The sequence below is a fragment of the Microbacterium sp. NPDC058269 genome, from assembly GCF_042881445.1.
Classification (GTDB): domain Bacteria; phylum Actinomycetota; class Actinomycetes; order Actinomycetales; family Microbacteriaceae; genus Microbacterium.
On record NZ_JBHVXT010000001.1, the window covers coordinates 505,433 to 524,183 of the forward strand.

The window sequence follows — 18,751 nt, forward strand, 5'->3', positions numbered from 1 at the left end:
GCGATACTGGAGGTATGACGAACGGCGAGCAGCGTGATGGTCGGATGCCGGTGACTCTGGGGGTGGCCTTCGCCATCCTGATCACGGTGACCGTGCTGGTCTTCTTCCTCTCCCTCGTGGTCGCTCCCTTCCTCTGGTACTGGGGAGGAGAGTCGCGACAGTGGCTCAGTGTGCTCCCCTTCGTCCCGGTGGTCGTCTATGCGACCATCACCGTGCTTGTCGCAAGACGAAAGTCGTGGGCCCGATACGCGACCCTGCTGTTCCCCCTCCCGCTCGCGCTCTACGTTCCGGCGGCAGCGGCCCCGATCTGGGAGTTCTGGGTCGGCCTCGCGGCCCTCGCCCTCACCACCACGGCGGTCGTGTTGATCTTCCTGCCGTCGTCTCGTCCCTACTTCGGCATCGGGACGCCTCAGTCCTCGGGGTGGAAGCCGATCAGCCAGCGGATGCCGTAGCGGTCGACGAGCGTGCCGTCGAAGTCGCCCCAGGGTCGCTTCTGCAGTGCGTCGATCACACGGCCGTCGGCGGCGAGCTTGTCGTACCAGCCGGTGAGGGTGAGCGCGTCTGCCGTGCCGAGGAGCGACAGGAACATGCCGCCCATCTGCACGGCGTCGTCGTCGGCCCCGGCATCCGCTCCTGCGATCTCGACCAACCCGCTCAGCTGCCCGTGTGCGATCGCATCGCCCGGTCCGTCGTGTCGGCCAGCGGTGGCGTAGTCGAGAAGCTGCAGGTCACCGCCGAACACCGACCGGTAGTGACGCAGCGCCTCTGCGGCATTGCCGGGGAACAGGAGGTACGGGATCAGTCCGCTCATGCCGCGAGTGTAGCCGCGACCGCCGACGCGTCCTAAGGGTTCGACCGTCTACAGCTCGACGCCGACGAGCACCGGCTCCGGCTGCAGCACGAGACCGAACTCGGCGTGCACCCTGCTCTGGATGAACCGCGCGAGCTCGGAGACCTCGCCGGCGGTCGCGCCACCGCGGTTGGTCAACGCGAGCGCGTGCTTGGTCGACACCGAGGCACGAGAGCGCGGGAGCTTGAACCCCTTGCGGATACCGGCCTGCTCGATCAGCCAGGCTGCGCTCACCTTGACGTCGGAGACCGTGGCGGGCTTCGACAGCGGCACCTGACCGTCGTAAGACGCCAGCGGGATGACGGTCACCGCATCCAGGTCGGGGGCGACCGGCCAGCGCGGGCACTCGGGTGGCAGCGCCCCGGCCACCGCCGCCGTCACGATCGCGTTCTGGAAGAAGGAGCCGACGCCGTGGGTGTCGGGGTCATCCGCGTCGAGCAGCATGCCCTTCGACGCACGGGTCGCGAGGATGCGCTCACGCACCCATCCCAGCGGAACCGGTGTCTCATCGGTCAGGCCCAGTGCGCGGCGCAGCTGCTCGCCACGCACCACGCGCTCGCCCGCGATCAACAGGTCGACGGTCACCGAGAGGATCACGGCGCGACGCAGGGGCACGCTCCCGTGGTGGTGTTTGAGCACCGAGGTGCGGAAGCCGAGTCCGAGCTCGGCAGCGGGAACCGTCGAGATCTCGCCGGTCGACTCGTCGATCAGCTCGACCTCGACCAGCGTCTCCTGGATCTCCTGCCCGTACGCACCGATGTTCTGCACGGGGGCCGCGCCGACGGTACCGGGGATCCCACTCATGGCCTCGAGGCCCGCATAGCCGTGAGCGACGGCATAGGCGACGAGGTCGTCCCAGCCGTGTCCGGCCTGTGCGCGCAGACGGATGCGGCCCGCGTGCGGGGACGGCAGCTCTTCGATGCCCTCGGTGCGGACGCGGATGACCGTGCCCTCGAAGGGCTCGTCGCCCACGAAGAGGTTGGAGCCGCCACCGAGGACGAACCACTCGTCGCCGCGTGCCCACGTCTCACGCAGAGACCCGACGAGGCCGGCGGTCGTCGTCGCCTCGAACATCCGCTCCGGTGCCGCTCCCGTGCGGAGCGTGGTCAGCTCCGCGAGACGGACCGGCTCGATCTCGCGCATCAGAGCGTCCTCATCAGACGGCGATGCGCAGCTGCGCCTTGACGAGGACGGTGGTCTCGCCGAACGTGACCTTGAGGTCGATGCGAGCGGCCTCCTCGTCGACTGCGCCGACCGTGGCGACGACGGTGATGTCAGCACCGTCGACCGGGTCGACCACTACCGGCTTCGTGAATCGAACGCCGTAGTCGAGGATGCGGGTCGCCGGGTCGAGCGCCGCGACGACCACCGACGAGGCGATCCCCATCGTGAGCATTCCGTGCGCGAGCACACCAGGAAGACCGACGGATGCCGCGACGTCATCGCGGTAGTGGATGGGGTTGAAGTCTCCGGATGCTCCGGCGTAGCGCACGAGCGATTCGCGGGTGAGGTGCACGGTGCGCTCGGCGAGCACGTCTCCGACGGTGTAGCCCATCAGGCGGCCTCTCCTTCATCCGCAGTCGGCTCAGCACCGACCAGCAGCACGCTGGTCGCCGTCACGACATGGGCTCCCGCCGGGTCGGTGATCTCGGCCTCGCTGGTGATCATCGCGTTGCCGCCCATCATCCGGATGCCGGTGACACGCAGCTGCGCGGTGAGTTCGTCGCCCGCGACGATGGGACGCGTGTAGGTGAAGCGCTGCTCGGCGTGGATGGTGCGCGCCAGCACGATGCCGGAGTCTTCCTGCCCCAGCAGCTGCTGGAGGGTGAGGTCCTGGATCACCATCGCGAAGGTCGGCGGCGCCACGACGTCGGAGAAGCCGGCCGCGCGGGCCGCCTTCAGGTCGGTGTGCTGCGGGGCGTCGGCGAAGACGGCGCGAGCGAACTCGCGCACCTTCTCGCGGCCGACGAGGTACGGGGCCGTCGGCGGGAACTCCCGGCCGACCAGATCTTGGTTCACTGCCACCCCTCGATCCTACCGAGGGGTGGCGGCGAACCAGGCCGCGGGTCGGCTTCGGAGGGTTCAGGCTGCCCGCGCAGACATCGCCGATCCGAGCAGGACCATCCTCATGCTGCGCTCCGCGGCATCGCGCAGCAGCGCCTCGCCATGCTCCACCGCCTCTTCGAGCGGCATCGGCACGGTGATGATCGAGGCGATCGCGTCGATCCCGATGTCGTGCACGGTGGGCGCGCCGACACCCAGCGACCCGGCGATCCCGAGCACCGGGACGCCGGCGACCCGGGCGCGCATCGCGATCTCGGCCGGCACCTTGCCCCGGGGGGTCTGGAAGTCGATCGCCCCCTCAGCGGTGATGACGAGATCGGCCACCGCCATCAGCTCGTCGAGGGGTTCGGGCAGCAGCCCGCTGTCGAGGAGCACCTCGAAGCGCGGGGCGAGCCGCGCACCGAGCGCCGCGGCGAGCCCCGCCCCGAGTCCGCCCGATGCTCCCGTGCCGCCGCCGGTGCGCACGTCCATCGCCGCCCCGAACGGACTCTGCTCCTCGAGCAGACCGGCCCAGATGTCGAGGGCCCCGGCGAGCTGCTCCACCTGATCCGACGTCGCTCCCTTCTGCGGGCCGAACACCCGGGCCACGCCGCGTGGCCCGCACAGCACGTTGTGGATGTTGCAGGCGAGCACGATCTCGACCTCTCCGATACGGGGATGAAGACCCGCGAGATCGAGGCTCGCTGCTTCCCGCAGGTGCCGTCCGCCCGCGGCGATGGGTACGCCGTCGCGATCGACGATGCGGGCGCCGAGCGCTTCGAGCGCACCGGCGCCGCCGTCGCTCGTGCCGGAGTCGCCACAACCGACCACGATCCGCTCGACCCCGGCGTCGAGAGCCGCCGCGATCAGCTCTCCGACTCCCCGGGTGGTGGTCTCCCCCGGGTCGCGGCGGTCGCGGGGCACGAGCCTGAGGCCTGCGGCGGATGCCATCTCGACGACAGCGGTCCCGGCGGCATGCCGACCGAGCCTCGCCCAGTGCGCATCGACCGGCTCGCCGACGGGACCGGTGACCCGCACGGGAACGAGTTCGCCGCCGGTGGCCGCGGCGAGCGCGGCGGCGGTGCCCTCTCCGCCATCCGGTACCGGGTACTCATCGACCTGCACGCCGGGGATGACCCGGCGCACGCCGGCGGCGATCGCCTGCGCCACGGCCTCGGCACTCAGACTCTCCTTGAATCCGCTCGGTGCGACCAGTATGCGCTGCGGGGTGTGGATCGACATGGTTCCTCCTTCTGCGCCCGAACGGGCGACGAGCGCCCGGTGTGCGGGCACGACGAGCACCGGTGCACCGGCGGCGCACGCGGAGTGAAGCGGATGTGAGGGGGTGGGAGCGCTGCGGATCAGAGCAGCAGCGGCAGCCCCATCAGCGGCCAGACCCACAGGGCGAAGACCGCGACCAGCACGAACATCGCCGGTGCCAGCAGCACGGAGAGCCGCCGCAGGTCGTGCGGGGTGAAGCCGCCGTTGACGATGTCGGGGTCGGCGAACATCGCGACCGGCTTCGCCGAGCTGGGCAGCGTGTGGCAGAAGCCCGCCGCGGCGGTCGAGGCGAAGGCCGCAGCCATCGGGGAGACGCCGAGGGCAGGAGCGAGTGCGATCACGACGGGGATGATCGCGGCGGAGCGCGCCGACCGCGACGGGATCAGCAGGTGCGCGGCGGTCGAGATCGCGATGACCACGAGCACGAACGCGACGGCTCCCGCGGCGCCGAGTCCACGCAGAGGGGCGAGCGCCGACGAACTCAGCCAGGCGGCGGCGCCCGTGCTCGTGAGCGCGGAGGCCAGTGCGAGGGTCGCGGCGAGGAACAGCAGCAGCGACCACGGCACGCGCTTGATCGCGGCAGGGAAGGTCAGGCAGCCGACCCCCGGCGTCACGGCGGCGACCGCTCCGAGGAGCGCGACCAGGGCCGGCGACAGATGGTGCAGCGGCTCGGTGGCCCAGAGGAGGATCACCCCGCCCAGCAGCACGGCGGCCCGTCGCTCCAGAGTGCTGAGCGGTCCGGTGACCGCGGTCACTGCGGAGCGGCCGATCTCCGCGGCACTCACGCGAAGGGGTGTCGTGCGGTCGTCGCGGCGGGTGAAGCGCCAGAGGATGATCTCGCAGGCCAGGTGCGAGGAGACCACGGCGAGGGGCAACCCGAGCCAGAGCCAGCTCAGGAACGTGAAGCCGTCCTCGCCCGAAGCCCGCAGGAGCTGATCGGTGACGATGTGCGCTCCCGCGCCGAGCAAGGAACCGACGGCCGAGAGCAGCACGACGGTCGGCATCAGCAAAGCGAGGGCGCGGATCACCCGCTCGCGTCCGGGAAGCACGGCCGAGACCGCCGTGTATACGGGGACAGCGAGCGCCGCACGCCCGGACGTCGCGGGCACGGCGAAGGCGGTGAGTGTGAGCGCGACCGTCGTGAGGTGGAACAGGCTCCGCGGCCCCCGTGCGAATCGCAGCAGGTGCGAGGCGCCGCGCAGGGCGAGGCCCGAAGACGACACAGCTGAGGCGATCACGAAGGCCCCGATGAGCAGCCAGATGGTCTCGTCACCGAGGGAGGAGAAGAAGTCGCTCGCCGGGAGCACGCCGGTGACGATGAGGGCGATCGCGGCGAGGAAGGCGACGAGCGTGTCATCGAGGCGCGTCGACGTCCACGCCCACACGGCGAGGAGGAAGACCGTGAGGGTCACCGCGATCGGCAGGGTCGGTGCGCTGTCTCCTGATGACCGAGTCAGCGCGGCCAGGAGCATCCCGGCCCCGGCGACCAGCACGAGTCCGAGCACGACCAGGCGGAGGATGCTCGCGCGTCCACGTCGAGGACGCACGGATCGGCGTCCGACGGGCAGCCCCTGTCGCTCGGGCGGCATCGTCGCGAAGCGCGTGCGCTCGACCGTCGTCGTCTCGGACGCCGGGCTCGTGGTGTCGGTGCGAGGGCTCATCGGAATCGGTATCCCGCCCCGCGCACGGTCTCGATGCGGTCGACGCCGATCTTGCCGCGCAGCGCCCGCACGTAGACGTCGACCACGTTGGAGGCCGGATCGAAGTCCATCCCCCAGACGTGTCCGATCAGCTGGTCGCGTGACAGCACCTGACCGGCGTTCTGCAGGAACACCTCGAGCAGGGCGAACTCCCGCGAGGTGAGCTCGCGCATGTCTCCATCGACCGTGACCGTGCGGGCTCGCACATCGACCCGTACGTCGCCGTGGGTGAGCACAGGGCCGGCCGCGCGCCCCTCACCGTCGCCGATCCTCAGCCGCACACGGGCGATGAGCTCGGCGAACTGGAACGGCTTGGTGACGTAGTCGTTCGCCCCGCTCTCCAGGCCCCGCACGGTGTCGATGACCGAGTCGCGGGCGGTGAGGATGATGACGGGTGTCGCAACGCCTTCGCCGCGCAGGTTGGCCAGCACGTCGAAGCCGTCCATGCCGCCGAGCCCGATGTCGAGCAGCACCAGGTCGAACATGCCGCTGCGAGCCATCAGCAGTGCGGTGTGCCCGTCGGCCGCCTCGGCGGTCTCGTAGCCGGCCGCGCGCAGGCCCCGGCGGACGAACGAGGTGATGTGCGGGTCGTCTTCGGCGATGAGGATGCTGCGCATCTCACTCGCTCCTCTCTGCCGCGGCGTGGAGCCGCGCGGTGGTGGGGGCCGGAAGGTCGAGACCGAAGGTGGCGCCCTCGCCGAACACGCTGTCGACCCAGGCGGATCCGCCGTGTCCGTCGGTGATCGCCCGCACGATCGCGAGTCCGAGCCCCGACCCGCGACGCGCACCGGAGCTGTCACCGCGGGCGAAGCGCTCGAAGATGCGCTCGGCATCGGCCGGCGCGACTCCGGGGCCGGAGTCGCGCACCCACAGCCGCAGCCGGCGTTCGGTCCCGTCGCCGTCGAAGCGCGAGCCGATGATGATGCGGTCGCCCGCCTCGGTGACCTGCACCGCGTTCGCCGCAAGCTGGAGCACGGCCTGAGTGACCCGCTGGGGGTCGAGCGCCGCCGTCCCCTCCGCCACCTCCACGAGCTGCCAGCGACGATCGCCGAGGTTCTGCGCCTTGGCCTCGATGTCGAGGGTGAGGGCGGCGATGTCGCAGTCCGCGATCCGCACGAAGTCGGGCTGCTCCGCCCGCGCGAGCACGAGCAGATCCGTGACGATGCGGCTCATCCGGTCGAGCTCGTCGCTCACGAGACGCAGAGTCGCCGCACGCTCCTCGGGGTCTTCGCTGAGCAGTTCCAGCTGCCCGCGTACGATCGTGATCGGGGTACGCAGCTCGTGGCCGGCGTCATCGACGAACCGTTGCTGCGTGGCGTGCACGGCTTCGAGGCGGTCCAGCATCTGGTTGAACGTCGTGGCCACGGCGGCGATGTCGTCGGTCCCCTCGACCGGCACCCGCGCGGAGAGATCGTGCTCTCCGATGTCGCGGGCGACCCGGTAGACCTCTCGCACCGGTGCGAGGATCTGGCCGGCCACGAGCCAGGCGACACCGGAGCTGAGCAGGATGCCGATCAGGGCCACCCACGCGATCGTGGCGAAACCGGCATCGACCTGCGACCGGGCTTCCTGCGTGTACTGCATGATCAGCACGGCGCCGTCACGGTCGCCTGTCGTGAAGTCCAGACGGCCCCAGCGCAGGGGGCCCGCGTCGGGCGAGTCCATCGCACCGGAGGTCGCCGTCTCGCCGAGGAGCGCGGTCACGAGCGCCTCACTCCCAGGCACGGCCGACAGCGTGGAAGGGTCCGTCGCCTCGACCCGGCCGTTGGCGACCGCGATCACCGCGCCGTCGACGGTGGCGATGAGGACCTCGTTCTCGTGCACCGACTGTCGTGCGACGTACTCGCCGACCAGTTCTTCAGCCGTGGTGTGGCCGCTGGCCGCGGCATCCTCCGCGAAGCGGGAGAACTCGGCGGCCTCCTGCTCGATCTCCGTGTTGGCCGACTGCTCCACGCCCGCGAGGAAGATGCTGCGGCCGATCATCCCGACGGCGAGGAGCGTGATGGCGGTGCTGAGGATGATCCACAGCGTGATCCGCCAGCGGGCGGGCAAGGTGCGTCGGCGCAGCGTGCGCAGCGGAGCACCGGTGAGCGCGGGGCCCTGCGGAACCGCACGCGCCTCCGGACCCACCGGGGCGACAGGCACACCGAGGTCGAGGGGCAGGGTGGGCGCGTCAGTCATCGTCGCCACCGTCATCGTCGTCGTCACCGGCGGGCGGTGCGGGGGCCGGTGCGGGAGCCGGTGCCGGCGCAGGTGCAGGAGCAGGAGCCGGGACGACGGGTGCCGGCGCGGGCGCAGGTTCCTCACTCGGCACCGGCGGCGCGAGCTGCACCGACACGGGCCCGGTGGGGATCTGCGGCGACGGCGGCATCTGCGCCAGCACGACGCTTCCGACCGCGAAGGCGACCGGGATCGCGATCAGCGCGCCGGTGAGGAGGAGGCGTCGTGGAGTGGGCATGACCCCATGATGCCCGTCGATCATGATGGGCAGATGAGCCGTGGATGAAGATCCTCTCATCCAGACGCGATCAGGCGCGCTTACGACCCCTGATCGCCTTGACCGCCATCTGCACCGCGATCACGACAAGATATGCCGCGAACAGCATGTTGCCCAGCGTGGGGTCGACGATCGTCGCCAGCCACGCCCCGAGAGCGGTCGTCGTACAGGCGGAGATGCCGATGAGCAGCGCGGCGAGCAGATCGACGTTGCGGTTGCGGAGGTTTCCCACGGTGCCCGAGATCGCGGTCGGGATCATCATGAGGAGCGACGTGCCCTTGGCGACCAGGTCGCTCGTGCCGAAGGCCAGCATCAGCACGGGAACGACGATCACTCCACCGCCGACGCCGATCAGCCCCGCGAGGATGCCGGTGCCGATGCCCACGCCGACGAGCGCGATGCCGGTCAGCCAGGAGAGTTCGAACGCGGCGTCGCGCGAGGGGATCACGAGGAAGAGGCTGACGATCACGACGACCAGGAAGCCGACGAAGCCCCAGCGCAACGCGGTCTGCGAGATACGAGGGAGCAGTCGCGTGCCGATCTGCGCACCCACCACGGCACCCGCCGCGAGGATGATCGCGGGGACCCAGGCCACCGACCCGGTCGTGGCGTAGGAGATGACGCCGACGCTCGCCGTGGGCACGATCGCCGCGAGCGAGGTCCCGGCCGCGAGGCGCTGATCGAAGTGCAGCAGGAGCACGAGCAACGGAACGATGACCGTGCCACCGCCCACGCCGAAGAGTCCGGAGAGGAGGCCGGCGAGAAGGCCGATCCCGATGAACGCCACGTAGGCGCGAGGCCCACGTGCGGGGGCCTGTACGTCACTCACCGGATCAGCCTACTCGCGGCCGCCTCCCCTCTCGAACTCACGTCCCGGTCAGACCTCGGAATCCGCCTTGATCGGCACCGCGATCGACTCGGTCAGTGCCTGCTCGTACCTCCGCTGCCGGCGTCGCAGCCAGAGTCCACCGACGATCAGCAGGGCCAGCACGCCGTACGCGATCGCGGCGAACGGCTGCATGACCAGCGTGCTCAGATCCCCCTGGCTCAGCTGCAGTGCCTTGCGCAGCTGCTCCTCGGCCATCGGGCCCAGGATCATGCCGACCACCAGCGGTGCCACCGGGTAGCCGTACCGACGCATGAAGTAGCCGAGGATACCGACGATCAACAGGATCACGATGTCCGACGGCGAGCTGTGCAGCGCGTACGCCCCGAACACCGCGAACAGCAGGATGCCCGCGTACAGGTACGGCCGCGGGATCTGCAGCAGCTTCACCCACATGCCCACGAGAGGCAGGTTGAGCACGATCAGGATCACGTTGCCGATGTAGAGGCTCGCGATGAGCGCCCACACCAGGTTCGACTGGCTCTCGAAGAGCAGCGGGCCCGGCTGGATGCCGTACGACTGGAACGCCGTGAGGATGATCGCCGCGGTCGCGGTCGTCGGCAACCCGAGCGTGAGCAGCGGCACCAGCACACCGGCAGCGGCCGCGTTGTTCGCGGATTCCGGACCGGCGACACCCTCGATCGCCCCGCGCCCGAACTCGTCGCGGTGCTTCGACAGCTTGCGCTCGGTCGCGTATGACAGGAAGGTCGCGACATCCGCACCACCGGCGGGGATCGTGCCGATCGGGAAGCCGATGGCCGTGCCGCGCAACCACGGCTTCCATGACCTCCGCCAGTCGGACTTCGTCATCCAGGAGCGCCACCCGCGGGTCACGGGGATCACGTCGACGCCGCCGTGCCGCAACCGGGCGGCGATGTAGAACGTCTCTCCGACCGCGAACAGGCCGACCGCGACCAACACGATGTCGACGCCGTCGGACAGGGCCGGGAGCCCCAGCGTGTAGCGCTGCTGCCCGGAGAGCCAGTCTGTGCCGACCAGCCCGAGGAACAGGCCGACGCCGAGCGAGAGCATCCCTCGCGAGATCGAGCTGCCGATCAGCGCGCCGACCGTGATGAACGCGATCACGATGAGGGCCACGTAATCCGCCGGGCCCAGGTTGACCGCGAACTGCGCGAGCAGTGGAGCCAGCAGCGTGAGCCCCAGCGTCGCCAGGGTGCCCGCGATGAACGATCCGATGGCAGCGGTGGCGAGGGCGGCAGCGCCCCGTCCCATCCGGGCCATCTTGTTGCCCTCGATCGCCGTGACTATCGACGCCGACTCCCCCGGCGTGTTCAGGAGGATGCTCGTCGTCGAGCCGCCGTACATCCCGCCGTAGTAGATGCCCGCGAAGGTGATCAGCGCGGCGGCGGGGTCGAGCGTGTAGGTGAGGGGGAGCAGCAGCGCCACCGTCATGGCGGGGCCGATGCCCGGGAGCACTCCGACCGCGGTGCCGACGAAGACGCCGAGGAAGGCGAACGCGAGGTACTGCGGCTGCAGCGCCGTCGCGAAGCCCTCCATCAACAGGGTCCAACTGTCCATCAGAACATCCTTCCGAGCCAGCCGAGGGCAGGGCCCCAGGGCAGCGACAGACCGAGCAGACCGCCGAAGGCGACCTGGATCACGAGCGCGACCACGATGCCGATGAGGAAGGCCATCCACCAGCGCTTGGCCGCGAGCGACCACGCGACCCCGCCGAACAGCAGCGCGGCTGCGGGTGCCCATCCGAGGGGCTCGATCAGGAGCAGGTGCGCGACGACCAGTCCGGCGAGCTTGGCGAGGGTGACCCAGTCGGTCGGGAGGCTCTCATCGATGTCCTCCGCCTCCTCGGCACCGCCGCGTTCGCCCCGCAGCACCCCGATCAGCACCGCGACCGCGGAGGCGAGCAGGATGACCGAGACGAAGATCGGGAAGACCGTCGGGCCGGCCTTCATGCCGACGGGAACATGGATCAGGAAGATGCCGACGACGGCGAAGACGCCGAGCGCGACCATGATTCCGGCGAACACGAGTTCGCCGATGGGGACGGAGGGAGAGCGGCGTGCGGGCCGACCGTCGTGGTCGACCCGCACTCCCTGCTCCTCGGTCCCCGATGATGCGGGGACCGTCATGTCACTGCACCAGACCGATGTTCTTCAACGTCGCGGTGACCTCTTCGATGTTCCCCGTGAGGAACTCGTCGAACTCCTCGCCGACCAGGAACGCGTCGGTCCAGCCCTTGGTCTCCAGCTGCTCGGTCCACGCCTCGGATTCGTGCAGCTCGGTGATCACGCGCACCAGCTCGTCCTTCTCGCCGTCCGAGATGTCCCCGGGAGCGATCACCCCGCGCCAGTTGGTGAGGACCACGTCGTAGCCCTCCTCGGTGATGGTCGGAACGTCCGGGAGCTGCGTCACCGGCTCCTCGCTCGACACTGCCAGCGCCTTGAGTGCGCCGCTCTCGATGTGCTGGGCGAACTCGCCCACGCCCGAGATGCCTGCGGCGACCTTGCCGCCGATGAGCAGGGGAACAGCCTCGCCACCACCGGAGTTCGGCGTGTAGTTCAGCTTCTCGGCGATCTCCGCGCCGTCGAGACCCGCTTCCTCGAGCATGAGCCCGGCGAGGATATGGTCGGCGCCTCCTGCCGATCCTCCCGTGATCGTGACCGCCTGACCGTTGTCGACGATGTCCTCGACGAGGTCGTCGAGGGTGTCGTACTTCGAGTCGGCCGGCACGACCACGACGAGCGGTTCGTCCGTCAGGCGGGCGATCGGCGTGGTGTCCTCGATCCGCACCGCCGACGCGTTGGTCTCGACCGCTCCGACCATGACCAGGCCCATCACCATGAGGGTGTTCGGATCCTTCTCGTTGGCGAGCTGGGCGAGGCCGACCGTACCGCCGGCGCCGCCCACGTTCGTCACGGGCGCGGAGCTGACGATGTCGTCCTCCGTGAGCACCTGCGACAGGGCGCGGCCCGTCTGGTCCCATCCCCCGCCGGGATCCGCCGGGACCACGATCGAGACGTCGGTGATCGTGGCGACCTCCGACTCCCCTGCCCCGTCGTCGGTCGCGGCGCTGCCTCCGGCGCACGAGGTGAGGGTGAGGGCTGCCACCGCGGCCAGCCCGGCCAGGGTTGCGATGCGTGCGTTCTTCATGTGCGCTCCTCCTTGAGCGTTCGTGATGCTGTGGCTCCACCCTGGAGCGTGAGACGCCCCTGCTCCGCCTTCGGAAACCATTGGTCGGAGTTTCGGAACTATTGGTCACGAGCGGCACCCTCGCCCGCTCGCAACGCACTCGCCGACGGGCCAGAATGAGCAGGTGGCCTCGAAGATGACGCTCCGCGTGCAGTTGCTCGTGCTGCAGGCGCTGATCGTGTTCCTGGTGACCCTGGCGACCGGCATCGTGGCCGGCGCATTCCAGGAGCAGGCCCTCCGTGAGGCGTACAAGGACCGGATGCAGGCCGTGGCCCAGTCGGTCGCCGCCCTCCCCACCGTGCATGCGGCATTCGACGATGTCGAGCCTTCCGCCGTGATCCAGCCCATCGCCGAGGTCATCCGCGAGGCGTCCGACCTCGCCTACGTTGTGGTGGCCAATGAAGACGGCATCCGCTATTCGCACCCGAACCCGGCGCGCATCGGCGAGAAGGTCTCCACCGACCCGTCGATCCCTCTCTCGGGCGAGATCTATGTCGGCACGCAGACCGGCACGCTCGGCACCTCCTGGCGGGTCAAGGTCCCCATCCGCGACGACGAGGGGGGCATCATCGGCACCGCATCCGTCGGCATCCTCGAGTCGGAGCTGAACGAAGAGTTCTCGGCCAATCTCGTCTGGCTTATCTCGGCGATGCTGGCCGCGGCGGTGCTCGGGGTTTTCGGGTCCGCGTGGGTCACGTCCGTCATCCGGCGGCGCATCTACCGCCTCGAGCCGCATCAGATCGCCGCGCTCGTGAAGAATCAGGAGACCACGCTGCACGGTCTGAGCGAAGGGGTGATCACGGTGGACGGCGCCGGGCGGATCACACTCGTGAACGACGCGGCCGCCCGTTTCCTCGACAGGGACGCCGGCGACCTCGATGGAGAGCCCGCCGCCGAGGTGCTGGGTGAGGAGCTGACGACCGTGCTGCGCGAGGGCGAGTCCGCCGGGCGTCCGGTGATCGTGGGATCGCACGTGCTCGTCGCCCGCAGCACCGGAAGCGACGCAGATGGCGGAGGCATCGGCGCGACGCTCCTGCTGCGCGATCACACCGAGCTCCATGACGTGGTCCGACGGGTCGAGGCGGCGGATGCGATCATCGCGTTCCGGCAGCGGCTCGGGCTCCCCAAGGGTCTCAGCGCCGAGACGCTCGACCGTATCTCCGCGGCTCTCGCCGCGCGCCCCGACGCTTCGGCGACCGAGATCGGCGAAGACCTCGACATCTCGCGCGTCAGCGCCCGCCGATACCTCGAGCACCTCGCCGGCTCGGGCCGAGCGACGCGCACGCTCGACTACTCGACCAAGGGCCGCCCGAGCACCCGCTATCGATCGAACGACACCGTCTGACGCCCACCTTCTTCTGGGACGCAGTGCCATTGTGTGCGACACTGGATCGCATTCGACGTCGTCGTCAGCCTGCCCGGATCGAAGGAGATCTCATGGTTCGCAGTACCTATCCCGATGTGGAGATCCCCGAGGTCTCCATCCACGAATTCCTGTTCGGCGATCTCTCCGAGGCCGAGCTCGACACCATCGCCCTCGTCGACGGCATGAGCGGGGCGACCACCACCTACCGGCAGCTCGTCGGACAGATCGATCTGTTCGCCGGAGCCCTCGCGGCACGCGGGGTCGGTGTCGGCACGACGGTCGGAGTCCTCTGCCCGAACGTGCCGGCCTTCGCCACCGTGTTCCACGGCATCCTCCGCGCCGGCGCGACAGCCACCACCATCAACTCGCTCTACACCGCAGACGAGATCGCGAACCAGCTCACCGACGCCGGTGCGACCTGGCTCGTGACGGTCTCCCCTCTGCTTCCCGGCGCCCAGGCCGCCGCGGACAAACTCGGATTCGACGCCGACCATGTCATCGTTCTCGACGGCGCGGAAGGGCACCCCTCGCTCCCGGCGCTGCTCGGCGAGGGGCGCCCGGCACCGGACGTGTCCTTCGACCCGGCGACCCATCTCGCCGTCCTCCCCTACTCCTCGGGTACGACCGGCCGCCCGAAGGGAGTGATGCTCACGCACCGGAACCTGGTCGCGAACGTGTCCCAGTGCCGCCCCGTGCTCGGCGTCGATGCGAGCGATCGGGTCCTGGCCGTGCTGCCCTTCTTCCACATCTACGGCATGACGGTGCTGTTGAACTTCGCTCTGCGTCAGCGGGCCGGGCTCGTCACGATGCCGAAGTTCGACCTCCCCGAGTTCCTGCGCATCATCGCCGAGCACCGTACGACCTGGGTGTTCGTCGCTCCCCCGATCGCCGTCGCCCTCGCGAAGCATCCGATCGTCGACCAGTACGACCTCTCGGCGGTGAAGGTGATCTTCTCCGGCGCCGCCCCTCTCGACGGCGCGCTGGCCTCGGCGGTCGCGAACCGGCTGGGGTGCATCGTCACCCAGGGCTACGGCATGACCGAGACCAGCCCCGCGGTGAACCTCATCTCCGAGGCGCGCACCGACATCGACCGCTCGACCATCGGCCCCCTCGTGCCGAACACCGAAGCACGGCTCGTCGACCCCGACTCGGGCGAAGACGTCGCCGTACCGACGGAGGGTGCGAGTGAGCCCGGCGAGCTGTGGGTGCGCGGACCTCAGGTGATGGTCGGCTACCTCAACCGCCCCGACGCCACGGCTGAGATGCTCGACGCCGACGGCTGGCTGCACACCGGTGACGTCGCGACCGTCACCCACGACGGCATCTACCGGATCGTCGACCGACTCAAGGAACTCATCAAGTACAAGGGCTACCAGGTGGCTCCTGCCGTCCTGGAAGCCGTGCTGCTCGAGCATCCTGCCATCGCGGACGCCGCCGTGATCGGTGCGTCCGACGAAGACGGTCAGGAGGTGCCGAAGGCCTTCGTGGTGCGTCAGCCGGATGCCGACCTCGACGCCGCGGCGGTGATGGCGCACGTCGCTTCTCACGTCGCACCGCACGAGAAGGTGCGGCAGGTGGAGTTCATCGACGTGATCCCCAAGTCGAGCTCGGGGAAGATCCTGCGCAAGGACCTGCGCGCCCGCTGAGGACGTGGCCCGATACACGAAGAAGCCCGCCACCCTGAAAGGGGCGGCGGGCTTCTTCGTGAGCGAAGTTCTTACTCGGACTTCTTCTCGACAGCGTCCTCGGCGGCAGCCTCGGCTGCTTCGCCCTCGGCCTGCGACTCGGCGCCGGCCTCGACGGTCTCCTCGGCGGGAGCCTCCTCAGCGGGAGCCTCCTCGACGACCTCAGCCGGCTTCTCAGCCTTGTCGGCCTTCGGAGCAGCAGCCTTCTTGGTCGACTTCGCCTTCGGGGTGACGGGCTCGAGGACGAGCTCGATCACGGCCATCGGAGCGTTGTCGCCCTTGCGGTTGCCGACCTTCGTGATGCGGGTGTAGCCACCCTCACGGTCAGCGACGAGCGGCGCGATCTCGGAGAACAGGACGTGCACGACTTCCTTGTCACCGATGACCGACAGCACGCGACGACGCGCGTGCAGGTCGCCACGCTTGGCGAAGGTGATCAGACGCTCGGCGAGCGGGCGAAGGCGCTTGGCCTTGGTCTCGGTCGTCTTGATCGACTTGTGGGTGTAGAGCGCCGCCGCGAGGTTGGCAAGCATCAGGCGCTCGTGTGCGGGGCCGCCTCCGAGGCGGGGACCCTTAGTGGGCTTGGGCATAATCGTCTAACTCCTGGTCAGAAAGGTCGGGTATCAGAAGGACTCGTCTTCGCTGCCGCCGTAGAAGTGGGCGCCGTCGAAACCGGGCACCGAATCCTTGAGCGACAGACCGAGCGAGATGAGCTTGTCGCGCACCTCGTCGACCGACTTCTGGCCGAAATTGCGGATGTTCATGAGCTGCGTCTCCGACAGGGCGACGAGCTCGGAAACGGTGTTGATGCCCTCACGCTTCAGGCAGTTGTACGAGCGGACCGACAGGTCGAGGTCCTCGATCGGCATCGACAGCTCGCTGGAGTTCACTGCCTCCACCGGCGCCGGGCCGATCTCGATGCCCTCGGCCTCGACGTTCAGCTCGCGGGCGAGGCCGAACAGCTCGGTGAGCGTCTTGGCAGCCGACGCGACGGCGTCGCGGGGGCTGATAGCCGACTTGGTCTCGACGTCGAGGACGAGCTTGTCGAAGTCGGTGCGCTCCCCGGCACGGGTCGCGTCGACGCGGTAGCTGACCTTGAGGACCGGCGAGTAGATCGAGTCGATCGGGATCTGACCGGCCTCGGCGTACTCGTTGCGGTTCTGCGTCGCCGAGACGTAGCCACGGCCACGCTCGATGGTGAGCTCGAGCTCGAACTTCGCGGTGTCGTTCAGCGTCGCGATGACGAGCTCGGGGTTCTGCACCTCGACACCGGCCGGAGCCGAGATGTCAGCGGCGGTGACTTCGCCCGCACCGGTCTTGCGCAGGTACGCGGTGATGGGCTCATCGCGCTCCGACGAGACGACGAGCTGCTTGATGTTGAGGATGATCTCGGTGACATCCTCCTTCACGCCGGGGATAGTGCTGAACTCGTGCAGCACGCCGTCGATGCGAACGCTGGTGACAGCAGCACCGGGGATCGACGACAGCAGGCTGCGGCGCAGCGCGTTGCCGATCGTGTAACCGAAGCCGGGCTCCAGAGGCTCGATGATGAACCGGCTACGGTTCTCGACGATCTTTTCCTCGGTCAGTGTGGGACGCTGTGCAATAAGCACTCTGTGTTCCTTTCGATCACATGCCCGCTATATGACATGTGGTGGGGTGAGGTTTTGAGTTGTGGAAGTCGATGCCCGCACGCGGGCGTCGAGCCGCTCAGACCACGAAGGGACCGAGCGGCTCGACACGCGAATCAGACGCGGCGACGCTTCGGCGGACGGCAGCCGTTGTGCGCCTGCGGGGTGACGTCCTGGATCGAACCCACCTCGAGGCCGGCGGCCTGCAGCGAGCGGATCGCGGTCTCGCGGCCGGAGCCCGGACCCTTCACGAGGACGTCGACCTTCTTGACGCCGTGCTCCGCAGCCTGGCGAGCAGCCGACTCGGCAGCCATGCCGGCGGCGTACGGGGTCGACTTGCGGGAGCCCTTGAAGCCCACGCCACCCGACGATGCCCAGGCGATGACGGCGCCGGACGGGTCGGTGATCGAGACGATCGTGTTGTTGAACGTCGACTTGATGTGGGCCTGGCCCAGCGCGATGTTCTTCTTTTCCTTGCGGCGCGGCTTGCGCGCGGCGGCCTTGGGTGCAGCCATGAAAGTGTTCTCCTAGTCCCTGGGGCCGCGCTTAGCGGGCCTTCTTCTTGCCTGCGACGGTGCGCTTCGGGCCCTTGCGGGTACGGGCGTTGGTCTTGGTGCGCTGACCACGGACCGGGAGACCACGACGGTGGCGGATGCCCTCGTAGGAGCCGATCTCGACCTTGCGGCGAATGTCTGCTGCAACCTCGCGGCGCAGGTCACCCTCCACCTTGTAGTTGCCTTCGATGTGGTCGCGGAGGGCGATCAGCTGGTCGTCGCTGAGGTCCTTCACGCGGATGCTCTCGTCGATGTCCGTCGCCTTGAGGATCTCGACCGAGCGGGTACGGCCGACGCCGTAGATGTAGGTAAGGGCGATCACCACGCGCTTGTCGCGCGGGATGTCAACGCCGGCAAGACGTGCCATGCGGTTCTCCTGGGTGTTGTGGAGGTATGGAACAGGATCGGTGCCCGGGCCTCCGCCCCGAGGTGTCCCCCGCTTCCGCGAGTTCTGATCCTGCCGTTGTGTTTTCAGTTGTGAGATGTGCGTGAACGATGCCGCGCAGCGCGGGCCCGTCGATCAGACCGGCGGGCCCGCCAGGGACTCAGCCCTGGCGCTGCTTGTGACGCGGGTTGCTCTTGCAGATCACCATGACGCGGCCGTGACGGCGGATCACCTTGCAGTGATCGCAGATGGGCTTGACGCTGGGGTTGACCTTCATGATGTTTCCTGTTCGCTGTCTTCGTACCGCCCCGGGCAGGGGCAGGCCGTTACTTCTCGACCGATCAGCGGTAGCGGTAGACGATACGGCCGCGGGTCAGGTCGTAGGGGCTGAGCTCCACGACCACACGGTCCTCGGGGATGATACGGATGTAGTTCTGCCGCATCTTGCCGGAGATCGTTGCAAGGACCTTGTGTCCGTTGCTGAGCTCAACGCGGAACATCGCGTTGGGCAGAGCCTCGGAGATCACGCCCTCGATCTCGATGACACCGTCTTTCTTAGCCATAGCCTCGCTGACGCTTCTGCAGATCGGTCGATCTGCGGTGGGTGATTGGTTTGTGGTGCTGCGCCGCCGGACACGCCGAATCAAGGCACAAAGCACCAAAGATCTATGTTAGACGCTCCGGAGCCATCCGGCAACTTGACCG

At 68.9% G+C, this 18,751-nt stretch carries 22 protein-coding genes; 3 read left to right on the top strand and 19 right to left on the bottom strand.

From position 1 onward, the window contains the following. Positions 1–14: 14 nt before the first annotated feature. A complete protein-coding gene (locus ACFVWL_RS02455) occupies positions 15–452 on the top strand; it encodes a hypothetical protein (protein WP_105526188.1) in 438 nt (145 codons plus the stop codon). On the opposite strand, the gene ACFVWL_RS02460 is transcribed toward ACFVWL_RS02455, so the two are convergent. From ACFVWL_RS02460 to ACFVWL_RS02520, 13 genes are all read right to left on the bottom strand, one after another. Then, a complete protein-coding gene (locus ACFVWL_RS02460; RefSeq protein ID WP_028502430.1) occupies positions 410–811 on the bottom strand; it encodes a VOC family protein in 402 nt (133 codons plus the stop codon). The two genes, ACFVWL_RS02455 and ACFVWL_RS02460, sit on opposite strands and share 43 nt — an antisense overlap. A 48-nt stretch (positions 812–859) precedes the next feature. Continuing rightward, positions 860–1,993, bottom strand: coding sequence for a UDP-N-acetylmuramate dehydrogenase (locus tag ACFVWL_RS02465; RefSeq protein ID WP_387178072.1), 1,134 nt, complete (start codon positions 1,991–1,993; stop codon positions 860–862). A 13-nt stretch (positions 1,994–2,006) separates the two neighbouring features. Beyond that, the gene (locus ACFVWL_RS02470; protein ID WP_387178075.1) at positions 2,007–2,405 is read right to left on the bottom strand and encodes a MaoC/PaaZ C-terminal domain-containing protein; all 399 of its coding nucleotides are present in this window, start codon (positions 2,403–2,405) and stop codon (positions 2,007–2,009) included. Continuing rightward, positions 2,405–2,875 carry a MaoC family dehydratase N-terminal domain-containing protein gene (locus tag ACFVWL_RS02475; protein ID WP_387178078.1) on the bottom strand — a complete coding sequence of 157 codons (471 nt, stop codon included), beginning with the start codon at positions 2,873–2,875 and terminating at the stop codon, positions 2,405–2,407. Before ACFVWL_RS02475 ends, ACFVWL_RS02470 begins: the two co-directional genes overlap by 1 nt. Positions 2,876–2,932: 57 nt before the next feature. Next, entirely contained in the window at positions 2,933–4,135 is a 1,203-nt protein-coding gene (locus ACFVWL_RS02480; protein ID WP_387178081.1) for a glycerate kinase, read from the bottom strand. 119 nt (positions 4,136–4,254) lie between these two features. Beyond that, positions 4,255–5,835, bottom strand: coding sequence for an SLC13 family permease (locus tag ACFVWL_RS02485; protein WP_387178083.1), 1,581 nt, complete (start codon positions 5,833–5,835; stop codon positions 4,255–4,257). After that, positions 5,832–6,491 (bottom strand): response regulator transcription factor, encoded by a 660-nt coding sequence (locus tag ACFVWL_RS02490; protein WP_029258937.1) that lies wholly within the window; start codon positions 6,489–6,491, stop codon positions 5,832–5,834. The genes ACFVWL_RS02485 and ACFVWL_RS02490 overlap by 4 nt, the downstream gene beginning before the upstream one ends. Before the next feature lies 1 nt (position 6,492). Then, the gene (locus ACFVWL_RS02495; RefSeq protein WP_387178086.1) at positions 6,493–8,055 is read right to left on the bottom strand and encodes a sensor histidine kinase; all 1,563 of its coding nucleotides are present in this window, start codon (positions 8,053–8,055) and stop codon (positions 6,493–6,495) included. Further along, on the bottom strand, positions 8,048–8,332 hold the full coding sequence (locus ACFVWL_RS02500) for a hypothetical protein (protein WP_387178089.1): 285 nt from the start codon (positions 8,330–8,332) through the stop codon (positions 8,048–8,050). The genes ACFVWL_RS02495 and ACFVWL_RS02500 overlap by 8 nt, the downstream gene beginning before the upstream one ends. A gap of 70 nt (positions 8,333–8,402) precedes the next feature. Further along, a complete protein-coding gene (locus ACFVWL_RS02505) occupies positions 8,403–9,200 on the bottom strand; it encodes a sulfite exporter TauE/SafE family protein (protein ID WP_387178091.1) in 798 nt (265 codons plus the stop codon). A gap of 48 nt (positions 9,201–9,248) precedes the next feature. Next, complete coding sequence (locus ACFVWL_RS02510; protein ID WP_387178093.1) at positions 9,249–10,796, bottom strand: tripartite tricarboxylate transporter permease; 1,548 nt, start codon at positions 10,794–10,796, stop codon at positions 9,249–9,251. Further along, on the bottom strand, positions 10,796–11,365 hold the full coding sequence (locus ACFVWL_RS02515; RefSeq protein ID WP_387178095.1) for a tripartite tricarboxylate transporter TctB family protein: 570 nt from the start codon (positions 11,363–11,365) through the stop codon (positions 10,796–10,798). Before ACFVWL_RS02515 ends, ACFVWL_RS02510 begins: the two co-directional genes overlap by 1 nt. Position 11,366: 1 nt before the next feature. Continuing rightward, positions 11,367–12,386 (bottom strand): Bug family tripartite tricarboxylate transporter substrate binding protein, encoded by a 1,020-nt coding sequence (locus ACFVWL_RS02520; protein ID WP_387178098.1) that lies wholly within the window; start codon positions 12,384–12,386, stop codon positions 11,367–11,369. 163 nt (positions 12,387–12,549) lie between these two features. Between ACFVWL_RS02520 and ACFVWL_RS02525 the strand changes: the two genes are divergently transcribed. Then, positions 12,550–13,770, top strand: a complete 1,221-nt coding sequence (locus tag ACFVWL_RS02525) for a PAS domain-containing protein (RefSeq protein WP_387178101.1) — start codon at positions 12,550–12,552, stop codon at positions 13,768–13,770. 92 nt (positions 13,771–13,862) lie between these two features. Continuing rightward, positions 13,863–15,437 carry an AMP-binding protein gene (locus ACFVWL_RS02530; protein ID WP_387178103.1) on the top strand — a complete coding sequence of 525 codons (1,575 nt, stop codon included), beginning with the start codon at positions 13,863–13,865 and terminating at the stop codon, positions 15,435–15,437. Positions 15,438–15,508: 71 nt separating this feature from the next. Here the strand turns inward: ACFVWL_RS02530 and rplQ are convergent, their stop codons facing one another. From rplQ to infA, 6 genes are all read right to left on the bottom strand, one after another. Then, entirely contained in the window at positions 15,509–16,066 is a 558-nt protein-coding gene (rplQ, locus tag ACFVWL_RS02535) for a 50S ribosomal protein L17 (RefSeq protein WP_387178105.1), read from the bottom strand. 33 nt (positions 16,067–16,099) lie between these two features. Continuing rightward, entirely contained in the window at positions 16,100–17,089 is a 990-nt protein-coding gene (locus ACFVWL_RS02540) for a DNA-directed RNA polymerase subunit alpha (protein WP_021201111.1), read from the bottom strand. Between the two features lie 134 nt (positions 17,090–17,223). After that, complete coding sequence (rpsK, locus tag ACFVWL_RS02545; RefSeq protein WP_017829189.1) at positions 17,224–17,622, bottom strand: 30S ribosomal protein S11; 399 nt, start codon at positions 17,620–17,622, stop codon at positions 17,224–17,226. 31 nt (positions 17,623–17,653) lie between these two features. Further along, the gene (gene rpsM / locus ACFVWL_RS02550) at positions 17,654–18,028 is read right to left on the bottom strand and encodes a 30S ribosomal protein S13 (RefSeq protein ID WP_017201568.1); all 375 of its coding nucleotides are present in this window, start codon (positions 18,026–18,028) and stop codon (positions 17,654–17,656) included. A gap of 178 nt (positions 18,029–18,206) precedes the next feature. Then, complete coding sequence (gene rpmJ, locus ACFVWL_RS02555) at positions 18,207–18,323, bottom strand: 50S ribosomal protein L36 (protein ID WP_005050492.1); 117 nt, start codon at positions 18,321–18,323, stop codon at positions 18,207–18,209. 64 nt (positions 18,324–18,387) lie between these two features. Further along, positions 18,388–18,609 carry a translation initiation factor IF-1 gene (gene infA / locus ACFVWL_RS02560; RefSeq protein WP_017201569.1) on the bottom strand — a complete coding sequence of 74 codons (222 nt, stop codon included), beginning with the start codon at positions 18,607–18,609 and terminating at the stop codon, positions 18,388–18,390. Between the last annotated feature and the right edge of the window lie 142 nt (positions 18,610–18,751).

What these genes read in the sequence shown, in the direction of transcription:
- ACFVWL_RS02455 (WP_105526188.1), top strand. Translation starts at nt 15, where the DNA reads ATGACGAACGGCGAGCAGCGTGATGGTCGGATGCCGGTGACTCTGGGG.
- ACFVWL_RS02460 (WP_028502430.1), bottom strand. Translation starts at nt 811, where the DNA reads ATGAGCGGACTGATCCCGTACCTCCTGTTCCCCGGCAATGCCGCAGAG.
- ACFVWL_RS02465 (WP_387178072.1), bottom strand. Translation starts at nt 1,993, where the DNA reads ATGCGCGAGATCGAGCCGGTCCGTCTCGCGGAGCTGACCACGCTCCGC.
- ACFVWL_RS02470 (WP_387178075.1), bottom strand. Translation starts at nt 2,405, where the DNA reads ATGGGCTACACCGTCGGAGACGTGCTCGCCGAGCGCACCGTGCACCTC.
- ACFVWL_RS02480 (WP_387178081.1), bottom strand. Translation starts at nt 4,135, where the DNA reads ATGTCGATCCACACCCCGCAGCGCATACTGGTCGCACCGAGCGGATTC.
- ACFVWL_RS02485 (WP_387178083.1), bottom strand. Translation starts at nt 5,835, where the DNA reads ATGAGCCCTCGCACCGACACCACGAGCCCGGCGTCCGAGACGACGACG.
- ACFVWL_RS02490 (WP_029258937.1), bottom strand. Translation starts at nt 6,491, where the DNA reads ATGCGCAGCATCCTCATCGCCGAAGACGACCCGCACATCACCTCGTTC.
- ACFVWL_RS02495 (WP_387178086.1), bottom strand. Translation starts at nt 8,055, where the DNA reads ATGACTGACGCGCCCACCCTGCCCCTCGACCTCGGTGTGCCTGTCGCC.
- ACFVWL_RS02500 (WP_387178089.1), bottom strand. Translation starts at nt 8,332, where the DNA reads ATGCCCACTCCACGACGCCTCCTCCTCACCGGCGCGCTGATCGCGATC.
- ACFVWL_RS02510 (WP_387178093.1), bottom strand. Translation starts at nt 10,796, where the DNA reads ATGGACAGTTGGACCCTGTTGATGGAGGGCTTCGCGACGGCGCTGCAG.
- ACFVWL_RS02515 (WP_387178095.1), bottom strand. Translation starts at nt 11,365, where the DNA reads ATGACGGTCCCCGCATCATCGGGGACCGAGGAGCAGGGAGTGCGGGTC.
- ACFVWL_RS02520 (WP_387178098.1), bottom strand. Translation starts at nt 12,386, where the DNA reads ATGAAGAACGCACGCATCGCAACCCTGGCCGGGCTGGCCGCGGTGGCA.
- ACFVWL_RS02530 (WP_387178103.1), top strand. Translation starts at nt 13,863, where the DNA reads ATGGTTCGCAGTACCTATCCCGATGTGGAGATCCCCGAGGTCTCCATC.
- rplQ (WP_387178105.1), bottom strand. Translation starts at nt 16,066, where the DNA reads ATGCCCAAGCCCACTAAGGGTCCCCGCCTCGGAGGCGGCCCCGCACAC.
- rpsK (WP_017829189.1), bottom strand. Translation starts at nt 17,622, where the DNA reads ATGGCTGCACCCAAGGCCGCCGCGCGCAAGCCGCGCCGCAAGGAAAAG.
- rpsM (WP_017201568.1), bottom strand. Translation starts at nt 18,028, where the DNA reads ATGGCACGTCTTGCCGGCGTTGACATCCCGCGCGACAAGCGCGTGGTG.
- rpmJ (WP_005050492.1), bottom strand. Translation starts at nt 18,323, where the DNA reads ATGAAGGTCAACCCCAGCGTCAAGCCCATCTGCGATCACTGCAAGGTG.
- infA (WP_017201569.1), bottom strand. Translation starts at nt 18,609, where the DNA reads ATGGCTAAGAAAGACGGTGTCATCGAGATCGAGGGCGTGATCTCCGAG.